This window comes from Oceanispirochaeta crateris, assembly GCF_008329965.1.
Lineage (GTDB): Bacteria > Spirochaetota > Spirochaetia > DSM-2461 > DSM-2461 > Oceanispirochaeta > Oceanispirochaeta crateris.
In genome coordinates this window covers 971,372-988,614 of record NZ_CP036150.1, presented here as the reverse complement: position 1 = coordinate 988,614, position 17,243 = coordinate 971,372, and the positions used below count along the sequence as shown (strand labels likewise).

15 protein-coding genes are annotated in these 17,243 nt (G+C 45.8%); 2 read left to right on the top strand and 13 right to left on the bottom strand.

The annotated features are described in order from the left end of the window. The first annotated feature begins 63 nt into the window (after nt 1-63). The gene (locus EXM22_RS04500) at nt 64-1,788 is read left to right on the top strand and encodes a protein-disulfide reductase DsbD family protein (protein WP_168203341.1); all 1,725 of its coding nucleotides are present in this window, start codon (nt 64-66) and stop codon (nt 1,786-1,788) included. Here the strand turns inward: EXM22_RS04500 and EXM22_RS04495 are convergent. The 13 genes from EXM22_RS04495 to EXM22_RS04435 all read right to left on the bottom strand — a co-directional run bounded on the left by EXM22_RS04495 (nt 1,785) and on the right by EXM22_RS04435 (nt 15,600). Next, a complete protein-coding gene (locus EXM22_RS04495) occupies nt 1,785-2,156 on the bottom strand; it encodes a CoA-binding protein (protein WP_149485364.1) in 372 nt (123 codons plus the stop codon). The genes EXM22_RS04500 and EXM22_RS04495 overlap by 4 nt on opposite strands. Before the next feature lie 63 nt (nt 2,157-2,219). Further along, nucleotides 2,220-3,005 (bottom strand): SH3 domain-containing protein, encoded by a 786-nt coding sequence (locus EXM22_RS04490; RefSeq protein WP_149485363.1) that lies wholly within the window; start codon nt 3,003-3,005, stop codon nt 2,220-2,222. After that, nucleotides 3,002-4,759 carry a BatD family protein gene (locus tag EXM22_RS04485; RefSeq protein ID WP_149485362.1) on the bottom strand — a complete coding sequence of 586 codons (1,758 nt, stop codon included), beginning with the start codon at nt 4,757-4,759 and terminating at the stop codon, nt 3,002-3,004. The genes EXM22_RS04490 and EXM22_RS04485 overlap by 4 nt, the downstream gene beginning before the upstream one ends. Continuing rightward, the gene (locus tag EXM22_RS04480) at nt 4,756-5,595 is read right to left on the bottom strand and encodes a hypothetical protein (RefSeq protein WP_149485361.1); all 840 of its coding nucleotides are present in this window, start codon (nt 5,593-5,595) and stop codon (nt 4,756-4,758) included. Before EXM22_RS04480 ends, EXM22_RS04485 begins: the two co-directional genes overlap by 4 nt. Then, on the bottom strand, nt 5,592-6,575 hold the full coding sequence (locus tag EXM22_RS04475) for a vWA domain-containing protein (RefSeq protein ID WP_149485360.1): 984 nt from the start codon (nt 6,573-6,575) through the stop codon (nt 5,592-5,594). The genes EXM22_RS04480 and EXM22_RS04475 overlap by 4 nt, the downstream gene beginning before the upstream one ends. After that, the gene (locus tag EXM22_RS04470; RefSeq protein WP_149485359.1) at nt 6,572-6,796 is read right to left on the bottom strand and encodes a hypothetical protein; all 225 of its coding nucleotides are present in this window, start codon (nt 6,794-6,796) and stop codon (nt 6,572-6,574) included. Before EXM22_RS04470 ends, EXM22_RS04475 begins: the two co-directional genes overlap by 4 nt. Continuing rightward, complete coding sequence (locus EXM22_RS04465) at nt 6,784-7,590, bottom strand: VWA domain-containing protein (RefSeq protein WP_149485358.1); 807 nt, start codon at nt 7,588-7,590, stop codon at nt 6,784-6,786. Before EXM22_RS04465 ends, EXM22_RS04470 begins: the two co-directional genes overlap by 13 nt. Continuing rightward, nucleotides 7,577-8,533 (bottom strand): hypothetical protein, encoded by a 957-nt coding sequence (locus tag EXM22_RS04460; RefSeq protein WP_149485357.1) that lies wholly within the window; start codon nt 8,531-8,533, stop codon nt 7,577-7,579. Before EXM22_RS04460 ends, EXM22_RS04465 begins: the two co-directional genes overlap by 14 nt. Continuing rightward, nucleotides 8,533-9,408, bottom strand: a complete 876-nt coding sequence (locus EXM22_RS04455; RefSeq protein WP_149485356.1) for a DUF58 domain-containing protein — start codon at nt 9,406-9,408, stop codon at nt 8,533-8,535. Before EXM22_RS04455 ends, EXM22_RS04460 begins: the two co-directional genes overlap by 1 nt. Continuing rightward, nucleotides 9,405-10,385 carry an AAA family ATPase gene (locus EXM22_RS04450; protein ID WP_149485355.1) on the bottom strand — a complete coding sequence of 327 codons (981 nt, stop codon included), beginning with the start codon at nt 10,383-10,385 and terminating at the stop codon, nt 9,405-9,407. The genes EXM22_RS04455 and EXM22_RS04450 overlap by 4 nt, the downstream gene beginning before the upstream one ends. Before the next feature lie 91 nt (nt 10,386-10,476). Next, entirely contained in the window at nt 10,477-12,048 is a 1,572-nt protein-coding gene (locus EXM22_RS04445) for a peptide chain release factor 3 (protein ID WP_149485354.1), read from the bottom strand. Then, nucleotides 12,048-13,349, bottom strand: coding sequence for an FAD-dependent oxidoreductase (locus tag EXM22_RS04440; RefSeq protein ID WP_149485353.1), 1,302 nt, complete (start codon nt 13,347-13,349; stop codon nt 12,048-12,050). The genes EXM22_RS04445 and EXM22_RS04440 overlap by 1 nt, the downstream gene beginning before the upstream one ends. Nucleotides 13,350-13,413: 64 nt before the next feature. Continuing rightward, nucleotides 13,414-15,600: a cyclic nucleotide-binding domain-containing protein gene (locus EXM22_RS04435; RefSeq protein WP_149485352.1), complete on the bottom strand. Its 2,187-nt coding sequence runs from the start codon at nt 15,598-15,600 to the stop codon at nt 13,414-13,416. Nucleotides 15,601-15,754: 154 nt separating this feature from the next. Between EXM22_RS04435 and glpK the strand changes: the two genes are divergently transcribed. After that, nucleotides 15,755-17,233, top strand: coding sequence for a glycerol kinase GlpK (glpK, locus tag EXM22_RS04430; protein ID WP_149485351.1), 1,479 nt, complete (start codon nt 15,755-15,757; stop codon nt 17,231-17,233). The last annotated feature ends 10 nt before the right edge of the window (nt 17,234-17,243 follow it).

The window sequence follows — 17,243 nt, the reverse complement described above, 5'->3', positions numbered from 1 at the left end:
TAACAGCCTTATCCTATGAGGTCAACATTGATTTACAGTGCGAACTTATTTATATTCATATATATGATTAAGAAATTTAATATTTTACTCTTTTTATTGTTCTCCATGACTGTCTCATTGTTCTCGCAGATATCCTTTCCGGGTCTAAGCAATCTACCGGAACCGGAACTTCATATCTCCTTTGATAAGGAGACCTACAGACCGGGTGAGAAGGCAATTTTAAAAGTAGATTTCATTTTCCCCGACCAGTATCACCAGACCTACGACACAAATAATTTTCGTTTGGAAGGACTCGGTTCAGATCAGATCCTCTTTGGTTCCACCCTGTATTCTGAAGGGGAATTAGATGAATCTGGTTTTATCCAGTATTATGATTCAACCCAATTGCAGCTGGAAATGATGATTTCCGAGAGCGCCCCCCAAGGGCCATTGACGGGGATGATAAAGGCACATTATCAGCTCTGCGATGAAGAGGGCATCTGTTATTTTCCGGAATCTCTGGAATTAGAATATATGGTGAATGTGGAAGGCAAACCCATGACCGCCGATTCCGGCTCCTCCTTGTGGATATTTCTCCTCATGGCACTCATGGGAGGCTTTCTTCTCAACCTGATGCCCTGTGTACTCCCCCTTCTCTCGGTCAAAGCCATGAATCTAATCAGCCAAAGCGGTGAAAAACGCCCCGTACTGATCAAACACGGATTGCTCTACACAGCGGGCATCCTGCTGTCCTTCTGGGTATTGACTCTGGTCATTGTCCTCTTGCAGCATTCGGGAAGACTCCTGGGCTGGGGCTTTCATTTCCAGAGTCCCCTATTTCTATCCATTCTCACAGGGGTCATCTTTCTCTTTGCCCTGTCTCTGTTTGAAGTGTTTATCCTGCTGCCCCCCTCATCTGGTATGAATAAGGCGGATAATCTCTCCCGTAAAAAAGGGTATACCGGCTCTTTTTTTACGGGAATATTTGCTGTTTTTGTGGCAACCCCCTGTACGGCGCCCTTCTTGGGGAGTGCCATGGGATTTGCATTTTCACAACCGGGCATCATTATATTTCTGATTATGACCCTCACAGGACTCGGATTATCCCTGCCCTTTCTTCTCCTGGGATTTTTCCCAGGATTTTTTAAACTACTGCCTAAACCCGGAAAATGGATGGATAAATTCAGAGAAGCCATGGGATTCCTCTTGCTGGGTACCGTGGTCTATCTCAGTTCGACCCTGATCAAACAGGTAGGTACCTCATTCGCGTCCTTCCTCTGGTACCTCCTGATTTTGGCCCTAGCGGCCTGGATATGGGGCTGGAGCAGCCGTCAGAGCAGAAAAAGAGTCTGGCGGAATACATTCCGGATTATTCCTATAGTGTTGATTCTGGTTTCGGGCTTTTATTTGCTGGATTTTCAAAGAGATGACAGTGTCAGTCATCTTAGAACTCAAGATTCAGATTGGGAGGCCTTTGATCCTGAGCTTATCAATCAATTGAGAAATGAAGGAACGCCCCTGTTTATCGCCTTTTCCGCCGAATGGTGCACAAGCTGTAAGGTGAATGAGAGGACGGTCTTGTCTACAGAAAAAACGCGACTCTTATTTGAACAAAAAGGCGTGCGCAGGATGAAGGCGGATTTAACAGTCAGCAATCCCCTGGCTATGGAATGGATTTTCCGTTATGAGAGAGCCGGTGTTCCCCTCTACCTTCTATTCCTACCGGGACAGGATGGAAAGATACTGCCGGAACTGCTCAGTGCAAATATCATGGAAGAGGCTTTCTCATCTCTCCCCGATGTTCCTTAAGAAAACTGTTTAGTCCTGAGCAGAACAAGAGTGCATGCTTCCAGCCAGGAAATTCCAGCCTGATCCAGTGCTTCTTTCAGGCTGGACGACTCTGTTCCCGGATTCATGATGACCCGCCCTGGGTTAAGAGCAAGGATTTCAGAAATCATGTCCGGGGTCAGCCATTTGGGACTCACATATACTGTGAGAGTGTCTATCTTTTCATCAATACTGGATAATGAAGGGTACACCTTGTGCCCTTCAATTTCTTGTAAAACCGGATGAACAGGGAATACATTGTGCCCGTACTCAAGCAGCATCTGTAAGGCCTTATAGGAATACCGTTCCGCTTTCTGGCTGGCTCCTAAAATAGCTACATTTTCTTTCATTTCTCAATCCTTTGAACCAATATTGAGTCTTTAATACTGATACTGACCTTAAATGTACTGAATCTATTTGTATCTTTCAACAAGGCTTTCACTGTCCATCAGGTTTTGAGCCTCAATCCACCCCGTCAGCCCTGACTCCCGAACACGGACACGAGTCCAGTTCTGTCTTGTTTCAAGGATATGTACGCCTGTTCCTTCAGGCAGCTCTGCCCGCAATTCATACAGAGGATTATCCCCGCTTCGCAAAACAGAATTTTCGCTGTACACAACGGCCGAAGAGGCTGAGCGATTCTCCCAGCTCACCAGCGACACAGAAAGGATAAGGACCAGAAGAAAAAGGAAGAGATTCACTTTTCTCATGTATTCTTTTTTGAAGCACAGAAGGTTCAATGCCAGAAGGAGGAGGAAAACAAGGAATATTACAGCCCAGCCGTTGTAAACTCCCAAAACAAAAACAATACCCCAAAGAAAAATCTCTCCTGGATCGTATGTGGGCAGGGGTAAATTCATCTCTTTTAAGAGTTGATTCCGGTTATATTGAAAATCCTCAGCAAGGGGGGATAGGCTGAGAGCCTTATCATATGCCAAAAGAGCTGCCGCTCTTTCACCAGCCAGCTGCAGGGCATTTCCAAGATTGTAATAGACAGACGCCGAAGGTTTGGGCATATTCGAAGCGGCCTGTGAATAGAATGAAGCGGAAAGGAGGTAACTCTCTTCTCCTTCAAGGGCTTCTTGAAAGGATGCTTCCGCCTTTTGAAGAAGTACATCTATATCGGTTTTCAGATCTTTCCCCCAAATGAATCCGCAGAAGAGATTCAGAACAATCAAGAATAGGGTTCTCTTTTTCATTTTTTCCGCCTGTTGTTCTTCAGTTCTTTTGTTATTTTTTCGGGAAGTTGTTCAAAATCATCATCCAAGGAACTCATTTCTGTGGGGCTCCAAAGGAGTTCGAGATGATCATTTAAAGCCTGAATATTTCGGTACAAATCCTGGCTCAAGAGTGTTTCGAGAGCCTCCATCAAATGAATTTTTTGATCCTGTAGGATCTCTTTTACCTCGGGCAACTCCCCAAGCCACTGCTTGAATAGTTCATTCAAAGCCAGGCCATTCTCCTGATTAGGATTATTTTTATATTCTCTAAAGGCTCCTCTCAGAACCTTTAGTGAGGCATTTTTGCGAACGAACTTTAAATGACGGCCATAGCGCTTAAAGAGTAAAAAAAGCAATGAAACAAGCACTGTGAGTATCAGCAGGACAATCAAGAACCTATATCTCAAGACATACAGGCGGGCCGGCAATAGTGAAAACTGCGGGTAGGAAACAAGGCGGTTGGATCGTAGAGAAATGCCTGTTATTTCTTCAATTTCTGGAGATTCCGCCTCCTGTATCACAGCTGGCGATGAGGCAAGAGACATCACATTCATGGGAATTTCATTACTGGTACTGATCCGGACCTCTTTCGAATCCATGCTGTAGTAGGGAAATTCCAATTTTGGAAAAGCCTTTAAGTCGGAAGATTGGATTCTGATCTTCTGCGTGTACACTTTATTATTCCCCTCAAGAGAAGAACTCAGACTCGACTGATCGGCGCTTATGAGATTTCCCAGCTCTTTCATTCTACCGATTCCCTTGAAGTCAGTGAGGAGGGGGCTGATCAATCCCTTGAATGTCAGAGTCAGCTCCAGGGGGTCTCCCGGATAGACCTTGGTTTGATCCAGTACTGCCGTGACTTCCAGTTCGTCTTGGGCAACCAGTACACCACCAGCAAAAGTATTCATCTTTTCAGGCAGGGTCTGAATATTCAATAAAAGCGCATTGGACGGAATGACTGCCGGTGTATAAACCCTTCTGCCCTGTTGGTCTATGGAGCCGATTTGAAAAGAAAGCGTCACCGGTTTCAACTCAAGAGTTCCCGATTCCAGGGGATAAATATCCCAGGAGATGGTGAGGCTTGCATACTGCTCTCCCTCATACATCTCGGCAGACTGCCTGGCATACACCGTATGCCCCTCCACGGTAAACTGATAGATGTCTGAAGAAGATGACGAGGGTGCGGGTAAATCCTGCACGTTTATTTTTTCATTATTCAAGAAGGGCAAAACAAAGTTTGGACGACTGACTTCGGATGAAAAGAGCCACTTTAGATGAAGGCGAAGGGGCATTGAAGGAAAAGCCGTATCCCCTTCGGCGCTTAAAAACAGATGATATCCCTCAATGGGACCCGGTTCTTTTATCCGAATGGGTATGGCATTTGAACGATAACTGTCATCGCCCAGCTCCAGAGTCAATGCTGGAATTTCAAATTCGCCGGTCTGGAGAGGAACCAGTCGCCAGGAATACTCCATGGTAACTGTTCTACCACTGTTTCCTCCTCCCAGGGTTCTCTGATCATACCGGGATTCTCCAGCCTCATTCACTTGAAATCCTTCTATATTGGGAAGGGAGGGCCTTTCTACAGGCCCGTCGCTGATAATGCGCATAATCAATGTAATGGATTGTCCTACATAACTCTCCCTGGTATCAGTTAAGACTTCAAAAGAGGCTGAAAATAGACTCTGCCCCACTCCCAGGAAGGCCATTAATAACAGGATTCTTAGTTTCACCAGTCTTTCTCCACTCTGATTATTTCTTTGGAATCGGTCTGTTCCTTTCGCTTCTGTTCCTGATTCAACAGGGATTGAAGATCCTCAGACAGAGCCTCCTCTTCGGTACCCGAAGCGGCTCTTTTCAGAGCTTCTGCTGCGGCCTGTTGAGACTTTTGCGCGTCCTGATACTCTTCCCTCTTCATTTGCTCCAGAGCTTGCTGCTGATGCTCAAGGGCCTGATTCAAATCTTCTTTAACTTGCGGATCTTGTTCATTTTCCAGGGCTTGCTCTGTCTTATCCGCCAATTCTTCCTGACGGGATTGGCTTTTTCCGTCCTGATCTGATTCTGACAATTTCTGTTGCTGCTCCGCCAGATCATTGAGATCAGATTCTCCAGCCTTCGAATCTTCATTGCCCTGAGAATTGCCCTGGGAATCTTGTTGCTGATCTCCCTGCTGTTCGCCCTGCTGCCCGCTGTTTTGCTGATCTTTTTCGTTCTGAAGTTTTTCCTGCTCAAGGCGGAGGAGTTCAAGATTGATCTGTGCCTCTTTCATATCGGGATTCATATCCAGAACTCTGTAATAGCCAGAAACAGCCTTATCCAGGGAGTCTGCATTCTGATTCTCTAGATAATCCTGGTGATAACTGCGAGCCCCGTTGTAATAGAGATCAGCCTGAGAATCACCGGAAGTTCCCCTGGCATCCTCAAGGAAACGGGTCGCCGCATTTTGATAATCACCCGACTGATACAAATCGAGGGCCGACAGATCTTGCCCGGAGCCCTCCTTCTCCTGTGCAGAAAGAGGAATCAAAAATATCAAAAGGATGAAAGAAATGAAGAGGATTCTATTCATATTGCACGCCTTCTGAACCATCCGGAATTTTCAATTAAAAAAGAGAGAACGATGAGAATCAGTCCGGGGATGAGGAACCAGCGGTACTGCTCATCATAAATGTATTCTTCTACTGTTCCCGTATTCTTTTGTGTCCCCGTTCTCTCCAGCTTGTTTAAAATTTCCTGTATGGGGATTTTCCCATCTTCTACCGGAACAGACCACCCACCATCGGATGCCTCGGCCATGGCGGAGAGCGTTTCCATATCCGCCTTTGAATAAACCGGCTCATCCCCATACATGAGGGTTCCATTTTCCTCATCCGGAATGACAGTACCCTGATCGGGGCTCCCCAAACCGATGGTGATGATCCTGATTCCCTCCTGACCAGCCCTGCTGGCCGATTGAACTGGAAAACTATCCTGATCTTCACCATCTGTGATCAACAGAATATCCATGGACTCCCTGTCATCCTGATCGAAAAGATCCTCAATGACACTCCGCACGGCATCACCTAGATTCGTCCCGCCACGTGAAACACTGTGAGTTCCCAGTTCCGAAAGGGACTGAGAAAAATAGAGGTGATCCAGGGTCAGGGGACATTTGAGCACAGGATTCCCCGCAAAGGCGACCAGAGCCAAGCGATGACCACTGAGATTCTCCAGGGAATTGAGAATATCATAGCGGGCCCTCTCCAGACGGTTGGGTATTAAATCCTGGGCCAGCATACTCCGGGACACATCGATGACAAACACAATATTTCTCCCGGTCTGCTCTTTCTCAATCAAACGGGGATTGGAAACTGGTCTCATGAGAGCCAGAGTAAGAAGAACCAGTCCTGCCATCATCAGAGTGGACCCAAGAGGAAGCTGTTTCTTCAGCCTCTTTCCTGTCATAAGTAGAAGATAGGACCTTTTCGTTCTCCTGGCATGGAAAGACAAGAAAAGGTAGAGGGGAATGAAAAAAAGAGCGGACAGCGCGGATGGAATCAGAAAGTTCATTCTTCATCCTCCACGACATTGAAAAAAAGGTATCTCAGAATCAGGCTCATAAACAATAAAACAATGGCGGCCATGAGGAATTTATGAAAATACAGGTCCTTGGGGCTGTTCCGAATCTGCTCCATATCCACCTTTTCCAGGCTGTCTATTTTTTTATACACATCCATAAGAGATTGTTCGTCACCTGCATTAAAATATTGACCATCCGTTATTTCGGCCATTTTTGTGAGAGTCTCTTCATCAATACCATATTCGGGGGGATCTCCTGAATGATTCCGAAAGCATTTCTGTAGAACCCCCCTCCAAAACCGATGGTATAGACCCGGACACCCTCTTGGGCAGCAAGAGCCGCCGCATCCAGAGGATCGAGATTCCCGCTATTATTCTGGCCATCAGTCAAGAGGATGAGTACGGCACCCGATGATCCAGTGCCGGCCTTCTGCTGATAAGAGCGGATTCGGGCAACCCCCAATGCAAGAGCATCCCCGAGAGAGGTGCCGTCTTCGTCTTCTTTGGCCAAAGATAAAGAGTGCACCAAGTCGATGACGATATCATGAGACACCGTGAGGGGAGCCATTGTATCCGCATAACGGGCAAAGGAGATCAAACCGATCCGATCATTAGGACGGCCCGTCAATTGGCTGTCGTCTCCAGAGATAAAGTCGGCTACCACAGCTTTCACAATATCCAATCGGTTTGTCTCACCCTTTTTATCCATATAACTGCCCATGCTACCGCTTCTGTCGACCACAAGCTGTAGAAGATAACCCTTGGTATAATCCTTAGATTCCCCCCTGTTTTTGTAGGGTCCGGCGGCGGACACAATAAAAATGACAAGTGCCAGGTAAAAAAAGAGATCACAGATGAAGAGCATCCTGACTCTTGCCGATTTCACTGGTGGTAAAACCGAGAGGCTTGGATAGAGAACTCCCCCCCTTTTCTTAGCCCGAAAAATCAGGAGAAGAGGAATAACAATGAGTAGGAGGAACCAAAGGGGCTGATCAAAATGAATCATCTGGAAACCCTCCCTCACTCTTTAGTTCTAAAACATATTGCGACCATTCCCTCAGGACCTGAAGATGCTGGTCATACACTGCCTGAGACAAAGCTTCATTTTGCTTTTTGTAAAAGACATCATCCATGAATTCCAAAACTGGGTAGAGGCTACGCAAGGCCCATTGATTCACTGATGAGGGTCTTTCTAAATGATTGATCAACTCAGAAGGACTATCTGAGGGATGAACCCCGGGATGGAACTTTACCAGGTCGGAAATCAAATAGCGATAGCTTTGAACATAGAAATCCAATTGCTTTTCCATAGGCGGTAATGAGGGGCTCTGTTCCTTCAAAAAATCAGAAAATCCAAGAGGAGTTTCCTCCTTTTTTAACCCTTTCTTATGCTTCCTTCTATAAATGAAACCCACTCCCAAAGTACACAGAATCAAAATAAGGAGTGCCGGGAGACCCCATTTATTAGCAGAATCATCGGCCTCTACATCCACCAGAGGACGCGGCTGGGCATCCTCCCCGTCCAAAGAAGAGAGGATTTGAAACTCAATGGGGGGAAATACAAGGGGTTCTTCCAAACCCGAGAGGCTCAGAGCAGGAATTTGAAGCAGAGAGTCTCCTGTTTTACGAGGTTGCAGCCTGAGGTCGATATGGAGCCTGTTTGTTTTGGTCTTGGAAATGACTCTAAAATCTCCCCAGGGAGCAGAGCCGGAATCATCAAGCTGCATCTCTTGTATCTCATCGGTTTTAAGGACCAGAGTCAACGGGAGAATATCCGTAAAATAAAGATCCTTATCAGGATATGAGACTTCCCATTCTATGTGAGCATTTTTGCCAGACACAATCAAATTTTCATTGGTGGTCTCAGAACTGTTTTCTCCGCAGGAGAATAAAAAAAGGAGAAGGAGAATCATCATTTTTTGAAAAAGAAGCGGTCCAGAATTCTGCATTATGGACGTTCTCCCCTTCCCAGAAAAAATCTTGTCAGAGGCAGAATCCAGTCTTCTCCTGCATGAAGGGTGAGCAGATCGGCTCCCTTTTCCTTCACAAGAGTTTTTAGTCGCATCTGCCTCTCGTGGTATAAGCGCTCCCACTCTACCCGACCTTTCCGATTTCTGCCGTCAAAGAGGATGGTCTCTCCTGTTTCCGGATCTTTGAAGCGGAACAGGCCCTTATGGGGAGCCGATTCCTCCCGAGGGTCCAGCAATTGAATGCACACGAGGTCATGCTTCTCCGCCGCCCGGGCCAGATGGGTTTCGTAGCCCCTGTCGTGAAAATCGGAGATCAGGAATAAAATACTCCTCTTCTTGAGGATACGATTCATATACTCCAGGGCGGCAGAAAGGGAGGTTCCCTGTCCGGAAGGTTTAAAAGTCATCACATCCTGAATAAGATGCATCACATGTTTGTTGCCCCGTCCGGGAGGGATGACCTTCTCTACCTGATCTGTAAAAACACAGAGTCCCACCTTGTCATGGCTGGATACGGCCGTGTATGCCAGCATGGCACAGAGTTCGGCAGCCAGCTGGTTCTTACTCTTTTGGGTGGATGAGAATAGACCGGAGGGAGATAAGTCCAGGAGGAGCATCATTGTCAACTCCCGTTCTTCACGGAAGACCTTGATGTAAGGCTCCCCGCTCCTGGCGGTGACATTCCAGTCAATGAATTTGATTTCATCCCCCGGCTGGTAGGGTCTGACTTCCTCAAATTCCATGCCCCGCCCTTTGAAGGCTGAGCTGTAATCACCGGCAAATGTAGATGTTATCTTTCGTCTGGTTAAAACTCTAATCCGCTCCAGCCGGGCGGCCAGTTCACGGTCTATCATACGACGGGAATGGTCTCCAAGATCTTTCCAATGACCCAGTCGGTATCTCGCCCTTCTGCCTCTGCCTCATAGGTCAGAATAATCCTGTGTCTAAGCACATCGGGAGCAATCTCCTTGATATCCCCGGGGGTAACATAAGAGCGTCCCTTAAGAAGAGCCATGGCCCTTGCCGCCTGTGATAGAAAAATAGAAGCCCTGGGAGAGGCACCAAATTGAATAAAATTAGCAAAATCCAAATTCCATTTTCCAGGATAACGGGTGGCCTGCACGATATCGATAATATACTCTTCAAGACGGGAATCCATATGTAGTTCATCCGTCAGCTGTCTGAGAGCCTTGATATCTTCTATGGAACAGACTGCTTGGACCGCCGCTCCCTTGGATATGTTTTTCCGGCTTCTTAGAATAGACAACTCCTCAGATCTGTCGGGATAGTTCACAAGAACTTTCAGCATGAACCGATCGACCTGGGCCTCGGGTAAGGGATATGTCCCCTCCTGTTCCACAGGATTTTGGGTTGCCAGCACCATAAAAGGATCTTCCAGAGGGAATGTCTCATCACCGATGGTCACTTGCCTCTCCTGCATGGCTTCCAGGAGGGCGCTTTGTACCTTGGCCGGGGCTCTATTCACCTCATCGGCCAGAAGAATATTGGTAAAAACCGGTCCTTTTCTGGAATAAAACTCCCCTTTCCCCGGATTATAAATCATGGTTCCTGTTAAATCCGCAGGCAAAAGATCGGGGGTAAACTGAATCCTGGAGGATTCTGCTGCAATAATTTGAGCCAGTGTACTCACAATCAACGTCTTGGCCAGTCCTGGTACACCTTCCAGCAGAATATGCTGATTGCAGATCAGTCCGATGATCATGCGGTCCAGCACGGTTTTCTGACCGACAATGACCTTGGACATTTCCCTTTGGATAGCTTCAAGGATCTGAGTGGATGACTCCGGGAGATTTTGAATCTGATGCGTCATTATGGATGAACTCTCCGGTAAATTTAATTATTAATTTACTATGAAACAAACCAATACTGATGAAGGTTTCTTTTTTTTTCAAAAAAATCTTCTATTTCAGATCGGAAGTAAAATAGTATTTCAATCCGGCATAATCTTCTACTGTTCTATCCAGCATCCAGCGGCTGGGTGCCAGGTAGATCAACTGTCCTCTTACATCCAGGGCAATTTTATTCTGATTTTCGGCGACAAATTTATCCAAAACCGCTTTTTCAGGAGCATGGATCCAGCAGGCCGTCTGAAAATCAACGGGTTCAAAAATACAGGTGGCCTTGTACTCGTTCAGCAACCTGTGCTGAATAACATCCAGCTGCAAGGCCCCGACAACACCAATAAGCTTCTGTTTTGTAACCACCTTTGTAAAGATCTGGACGACCCCTTCTTCGGCCAGCTGATCCAGTCCCTTCTTAAACTGCTTGTCCTTGAGGGGATCTTTATTGACTACGGTCCTAAAAATCTGGGGTGCAAAACTCGGAATGCCCTTGAATTGTATTTTTTCACCTTCCGTAAGGGTGTCTCCAATCTTGAAGGTCCCCGTATCGTGGAGTCCGATAATATCCCCGGGAACCGCAGTATCCACAACATTCCGGCTCTGTGCCATGAAGGCCGTCGGATTGGCTGTTTTAAAGCCTTTTCCCGTTCTGACATGAGTATAGGTATGATTTTTTTCAAATTCACCGGAGACAATGCGCATAAAGGCGATGCGGTCTCTATGACGCGGGTCCAAATTGGCGTGAATCTTAAATACAAAACCGGTGAATGGTTTTTCATCGGGACGGACAGTTCTGTCTTCGGCCTCAAACTCGCCCGGTCCGGGTGCAATATCAACAAAGCAGTCCAAAAGCTCGCGAATGCCGAAGTTGTTTATGGCACTTCCGAAAAATACGGGGGTCAATTCTCCACTGATATACAAGTCATGGTCAAACTGTGGATAAACCTGGGTAATCAGGTCCAGCTCTTCCCGTAATTTCTGGGCTTCGCTGTCACCGATCCTCTGGTTCAGTTCATCACTGTTCAAGTCAGAAATTTCAAATACATCCTGATCTTCCTGTACACCGTGGGCCGAAAAAAGAATCAGTCTCTTTTCATAAAGGCTGTAGACCCCTTTGAAGGCCTTTCCCTGCCCCACAGGCCAGCTCATGGGACAAACAGTCACATTCAGTTCGGCCTCTATTTCATCCAGCAGCTCTACCGGTTCTTTACCTTCACGGTCAAATTTATTGACAAATGTAATAATGGGTGTCTTGCGCATGCGGCAAATTTCACAGAGTTTACGGGTTCGCTCTTCTACACCCTTCACCGAATCAATCACCATCAGAGTGCTGTCTACGGCTGTTAACGTCCTATAGGTATCCTCGGAGAAGTCGGCATGCCCCGGTGTATCCAGAATATTGACTTTTCGATCCCTGTAATCAAACCCCATGACAGAGGTAGATATTGAAATACCCCTGTTTTTTTCCATCTCCATAAAGTCGGAGACAGTTTTTCTAGCTGTTTTACCCGATTTAACGGCACCGGCGGCATGAATGGCACCTCCAAAGAGTAAGAGCTTTTCCGTCATGGTTGTCTTACCCGCATCGGGGTGACTGATGATAGCAAAGGTTAGTCGTTTATTTTCAATCATTAATTTAAGATTCCTTCTGCAGCTCTAATACCGCTGGCCCAGGCAGCTGTGATGCCCCGGCTAGTTCCGGCTCCGTCTCCAATCATATAAACTCCATCGTGAACTTTGAAATGATGATCCAGGAATTCGGGCTTATTGGCGTACATTTTAATTTCGGGATAATACATTATCGTGGAAGGGTGCAAAACACCGGGAATAATCGTATCCAGCTGCTTCATTGATTTCCAAATGGCTCTCATTATCTTACTGGGAACGGCCAGTGCAATATCTCCGGGAGTACAACTCTTCAGGGTCGGTTCAAAGTCGTAATAATCGGAATTAAAGCTTTTTTCATTGGATCGTTTAGACAAACGGAAATCTCCCACACGCTGCATGATCGGTTTATTCCCTCCCAATAAAGCGGCCTGCAAACCAATGATCTCTGCATACTCATGTCCACTGGCCAGAGGAGCGGTGAGCTGGATCGTTTTTAACATGGCAAAATTGACCAGACCGTTTTCCCCTTTTTTATTCTTGGACCAAGCATGGCCGTTGACCGAATAAAAGGTTTTGTTATCATGAGTCTTATACTGCTCCTGAACCACATGGGCATTTCCGCTGTTGGTACAAAAGGTCCTGACCTTTCCAGGGAAATGGAATTTGGGGTCATAATAGTCTTTTACAATGGGATAGTGTTCGAGCCTGGTTTCCACCCGGATGCCGATATCCACAATATTATCCATGAAGTTGATCTTCAACTCCTTCATGAGATTCTGTAGAAACAGAAATCCCTGACGACCCGGGGCAATGATCAGGTTATCATAGCGGTAACTGCCTTTCAGAGTATTCAGGATTTTGTCCGTCTCATCAATGCTGACGGCCTCCTCTCCCAGGGCAAAGACAACCCCGAGAGATTCCAGTTGGTTTGTGAGTTTTTTGATCAACTCTAAACCACCGTCGGTCCCCAAATGCGATTGCCTTATATTGAGGAGATCAACCCCCAGGGACGAAGCCCTTTTTCTATAAATTTCAAGGTTTTGTTTTTCCAGGAGTGTCGGTTTCAGGATCTTTTCTACCTGCTCCAGATAGGATTCAGCATCTTCACTGGTCCAGTTATCCAGGGGAAAGCCAATGGGATAGGAAAAATTCATTTTACAATCGTTTCTCAAACCGCCCGTTGAGAAATTCGTCTTATCGAGCATTAGTATTTTTATATTTCGACGCTCATCCAATAATTTGAATGCAGCTCCCAACCCAGCCGGTCCCGTACCAATGATAATACAGTCAAAATGTTGAGGTATAGTCTTATTTTTTTGAGTCATATAGGGGGACTTTATTCTAATTTAAAACAAAATTCCAGAGGAGAACAAAAAAGGGAGAATCTGATCAGTAATGGGCTTCCCAATAGGACCACTGCTGAAACAATTTCCATTGCACAACAGGAATTTCTTTGAGAACATCGTAGGAGATTTTATAAAATTCACAGGGATGATGACCTGCTATCCGGGCTTCAATATTCAACTCCCTCAAGATTGAAAAAACGGGATACCCACCCCATGATTCCCATTTTTTGAGACGGCCTATTTTTATATTATCAGAGAAAATCTCTACTTTTCCTTTCTTTAGAATATAAAGATCTTTTGGCCATCCGTCGGGGATTGAGTCGCCGGGAAGCAGCTCTATGGTGGTTGTTTTTTGAGCCAGGTGGACTATATTGGAATTAGAAATTCGTGAACCAAAAAGACGGGTACTTTGAAGATCAAAGATAATCCTGCTCATATTTTTAATATGATCCAGGGCATTTGTTTTCGTCATAAAGCTTAAAAAAACATCTTTTGGTATGACTAGTGCCTCCACATTGGCATTGGCTCTGTACGTTCCCCTTATGGGCTCATTCCACAAGCCATTCAATAGTCCGACAGTACTGCCGGCGGTCATCTCATGAAATGTGCCCGTATCGGAAAACACATAGTCAACCTTGCCTGTGAGAACAAGAAAGACCTCGTCCAGCCTGGTACTGTCTTCGACAATGAGGGTTTCGGGTGAGAAATCTACAATGGGACAATCCAGGAGCATATCCAGATGGGCCTGACTGGTCTTGGGAAAATATAATCTGAGCATTTCAGCGGCATGAATCTTTGAATAATCCGTTGAGGCTGGAATCAGCACATGGGCGCTACCGAAATCAACATTGACCCCTATCGTTTCTTCCTCATCATTCAAATGACGATCCAGATGACTCAAAATAACGATATCAGAAGGGTCATGTTTAAAATCCTCTGCCGCACCATGGACCATCCCACCACCAACATCAATTTTTTTGACATCCGCATACTCTAGGTAACTCTTCCACACATCGTCATAAAAGCTCTGAGAAAGATCGGTTTCATTCTCACCCAGAAAACTCTTAAACACCTTGCTGGAAATGATATCCGCCAAATGCCCGTAGGATTTATAGCCATCCTCTCCCAAAGCCCTGAAGTAAAAGATCGTAGTTTCTACTGGATGAGGAGAGAACATTGGCTTCACTTCCAATCCATTGAGATCATTCCAGCTGTGGCATTCCAGCAGTATGGGATCTAAAACAGTATCGAAAATAGACTCATCATGGCCCATCAAAGCAGCGAGTTTCATCCTGGCAGTGTGCATGACCGATTCCACGGCATAATACTTAATTTTGTGATCCGCCATGATCAGGTAGGTCAACCCCGCAAAATGATCGTCATGAATATGGGTATGAAAAATCCCTTCCACATCATTCACGCTGATGCCCAGGGCATCGAGTGAATATTCAATATTGGGTCCCGCATCGATGAGGTAAATTTTTCCTTCAAAACAGATGATGCTGCCCATACAGGGTCTGGCATTGTCCCATCCGTTCCCTTCTCCAATATGGATGATTGAAAAATATTCTTTTTTAACCTTTCGGGGTAGGAGCTGATAGGGAGGCTCATAGAGTTCCTGCTGCCCCAAATTCAAATCAATATCAATGGTTTCATTGTTGTATGTGAGTGAGTAGCAGTTCATCCCTGTTCGCTTTAAAAAAACATCAGGCCGGAGTTCTACGGGCTCTTCATTGATGATTGTGGTATCCACGAGCTCTTCTGGATCAAGAATGGTATTGAAGTTAAACTTCATTTTTAACTTCCACATGGACTCAATTTGGACATTGTCGCAGCCGGCATTCTTAAATTCCCCGGGAGAAGCAAGTCCGTAGTTTCCCCTGAATATATACTGTTTTTGAGCATTGACCTGTTCGGAAGTCCCGATAAGCCAGGGTTTGTTTCCCTTATTTCCGGGATGTCCCGGCAGAGCCATCCCCTGTTTATACATCATATGAAGGATGGGAAACTCAGCAAGATTACAAAAGTAGCCATTTTGTACAGCTAGGTCTGAAAGGAGAATGGCATTGGGTCCACTTTCCATATAATAAGCGTCACAGTCGACTCTATGGATAAATTTCTTATTCTCCAGATGTTTGATGCTGTCCATGGGACAACCGCACATGAGATACAGATCTCGCTCTGGGATCTCCAACCAAAAGAGTCCTGTTGCTACTTTGACTAAGTTCATACGTAAGATTATCGGCGTTTTATCCTACCGAGTATATTTATTTTTTGTACCTCCAATATTTTATGGACAAACCGGGACATCTCCCTGATAATGTTAAAAAATAAACATAATATGATCTTTATTGATCTTAATTCGATCGTTTTTAGGGGTATTTATGAAATATGTTATTGCTTTGGATCAGGGAACTACAAGCTCACGAGCTCTCATCATTAATAAATCCGGACAGATAATCGGTATGTCCCAAAGAGAATTCACCCAGATTTTCCCTCAAGAGCAATGGGTAGAACATGATCCAGAAGAAATATGGAACTGTCAGAAGGATATGATGATCCAAGTCTTAAAAGACAAGACATTGTCATTAAACGATATGGCGGCCATTGGAATCACAAACCAGAGAGAAACCACCGTTGTGTGGGACAAGAATACCGGCTTACCCGTTTACAATGCCATTGTATGGCAGTGCAGACGAACTGCGAAGATTTGCTACTCCCTTAAAGAACAGGGTTTTGATTCCCTATTTCATTCAAAAACAGGCTTGCCCCTGGATGCCTATTTTTCCGGAACAAAGGTACGATGGATATTGGATAATGTGGACGGAGCCAGAGAAAAAGCAGAGAAAGGAGAGCTCCTTTTTGGAACCATCGACAGCTGGTTGATTTGGAAATTGACAGCGGGAAAAGTCCATGTAACAGACATGACAAATGCCTGCCGGACATTGATGTTTAATATACACACCCTCCAATGGGACCAGGAACTTCTGGATGCCCTGCAGATACCTCGATCCATGCTTCCCGAGGTCAAATCCTCCAGTGAGGTATATGGCACAACCGATGAGGCTCTGTTTGGTGCCGAGATTCCCATAGCGGGGATTGCCGGAGACCAGCAAGCGGCTCTCTTCGGACAAATGTGTTTAGAAAAAGGGGATGTGAAAAATACCTACGGTACGGGCTGCTTCATGCTGATGAATACGGGTGAGAAGGCTATTATTTCCGAAAAGGGTCTCTTGACAACCATTGCCTTAAACAAGAATGGAAAAACAACCTACGCCCTGGAAGGGAGCATTTTTATGGGCGGTGCCGTTGTTCAATGGCTCAGGGATAACCTGAATATCATCGAAGATGCACCCCAATGTGATGCCCTGGCCGAAGAGGTCAAAAATAATGGAGGAGTATACCTTGTCCCTGCTTTTCAGGGATTGGGTGCCCCCTACTGGAATATGGAGGCCAGAGCCGCTATTACGGGTCTGACAAGAGCCTCGAACAAAAGGCATATCTGCAGAGCCGCCCTGGAGTCCATAGCCTATAGATCCTGGGATGTGATGAAAATCATGCAGGAAGAGTCTCAGATTCCCATGAAAAGGATCAAAGTGGACGGGGGAGCCTCCCGCAGCAATATTCTCATGCAGTTTCAAAGCGATATATCCCATAGTGAAGTGATCCGACCCAAATCTATCGAAACAACGGCATTGGGGGCGGCTTATCTTGCAGGATTAGCCGTGGGGTTCTGGCAATCCATGGATGAAATCGGTAAAATATGGATGGAGGATCGTGTATTCAAACCCTCTATGTCCGAAGAAGAACGAATATCAATATATGACGGATGGAAAAATGCCGTTCGGAAGTGCCTGTCATAACAGGGAGTCC

What these genes read in the sequence shown, in the direction of transcription:
- EXM22_RS04465 (WP_149485358.1), bottom strand. Translation starts at nt 7,590, where the DNA reads ATGATTCATTTTGATCAGCCCCTTTGGTTCCTCCTACTCATTGTTATT.
- EXM22_RS04495 (WP_149485364.1), bottom strand. Translation starts at nt 2,156, where the DNA reads ATGAAAGAAAATGTAGCTATTTTAGGAGCCAGCCAGAAAGCGGAACGG.
- EXM22_RS04435 (WP_149485352.1), bottom strand. Translation starts at nt 15,600, where the DNA reads ATGAACTTAGTCAAAGTAGCAACAGGACTCTTTTGGTTGGAGATCCCA.
- EXM22_RS04460 (WP_149485357.1), bottom strand. Translation starts at nt 8,533, where the DNA reads ATGCAGAATTCTGGACCGCTTCTTTTTCAAAAAATGATGATTCTCCTT.
- glpK (WP_149485351.1), top strand. Translation starts at nt 15,755, where the DNA reads ATGAAATATGTTATTGCTTTGGATCAGGGAACTACAAGCTCACGAGCT.
- EXM22_RS04480 (WP_149485361.1), bottom strand. Translation starts at nt 5,595, where the DNA reads ATGAATAGAATCCTCTTCATTTCTTTCATCCTTTTGATATTTTTGATT.
- EXM22_RS04500 (WP_168203341.1), top strand. Translation starts at nt 64, where the DNA reads ATGATTAAGAAATTTAATATTTTACTCTTTTTATTGTTCTCCATGACT.
- EXM22_RS04490 (WP_149485363.1), bottom strand. Translation starts at nt 3,005, where the DNA reads ATGAAAAAGAGAACCCTATTCTTGATTGTTCTGAATCTCTTCTGCGGA.
- EXM22_RS04455 (WP_149485356.1), bottom strand. Translation starts at nt 9,408, where the DNA reads ATGATAGACCGTGAACTGGCCGCCCGGCTGGAGCGGATTAGAGTTTTA.
- EXM22_RS04450 (WP_149485355.1), bottom strand. Translation starts at nt 10,385, where the DNA reads ATGACGCATCAGATTCAAAATCTCCCGGAGTCATCCACTCAGATCCTT.
- EXM22_RS04470 (WP_149485359.1), bottom strand. Translation starts at nt 6,796, where the DNA reads ATGGCCGAAATAACGGATGGTCAATATTTTAATGCAGGTGACGAACAA.
- EXM22_RS04440 (WP_149485353.1), bottom strand. Translation starts at nt 13,349, where the DNA reads ATGACTCAAAAAAATAAGACTATACCTCAACATTTTGACTGTATTATC.
- EXM22_RS04445 (WP_149485354.1), bottom strand. Translation starts at nt 12,048, where the DNA reads ATGATTGAAAATAAACGACTAACCTTTGCTATCATCAGTCACCCCGAT.
- EXM22_RS04475 (WP_149485360.1), bottom strand. Translation starts at nt 6,575, where the DNA reads ATGAACTTTCTGATTCCATCCGCGCTGTCCGCTCTTTTTTTCATTCCC.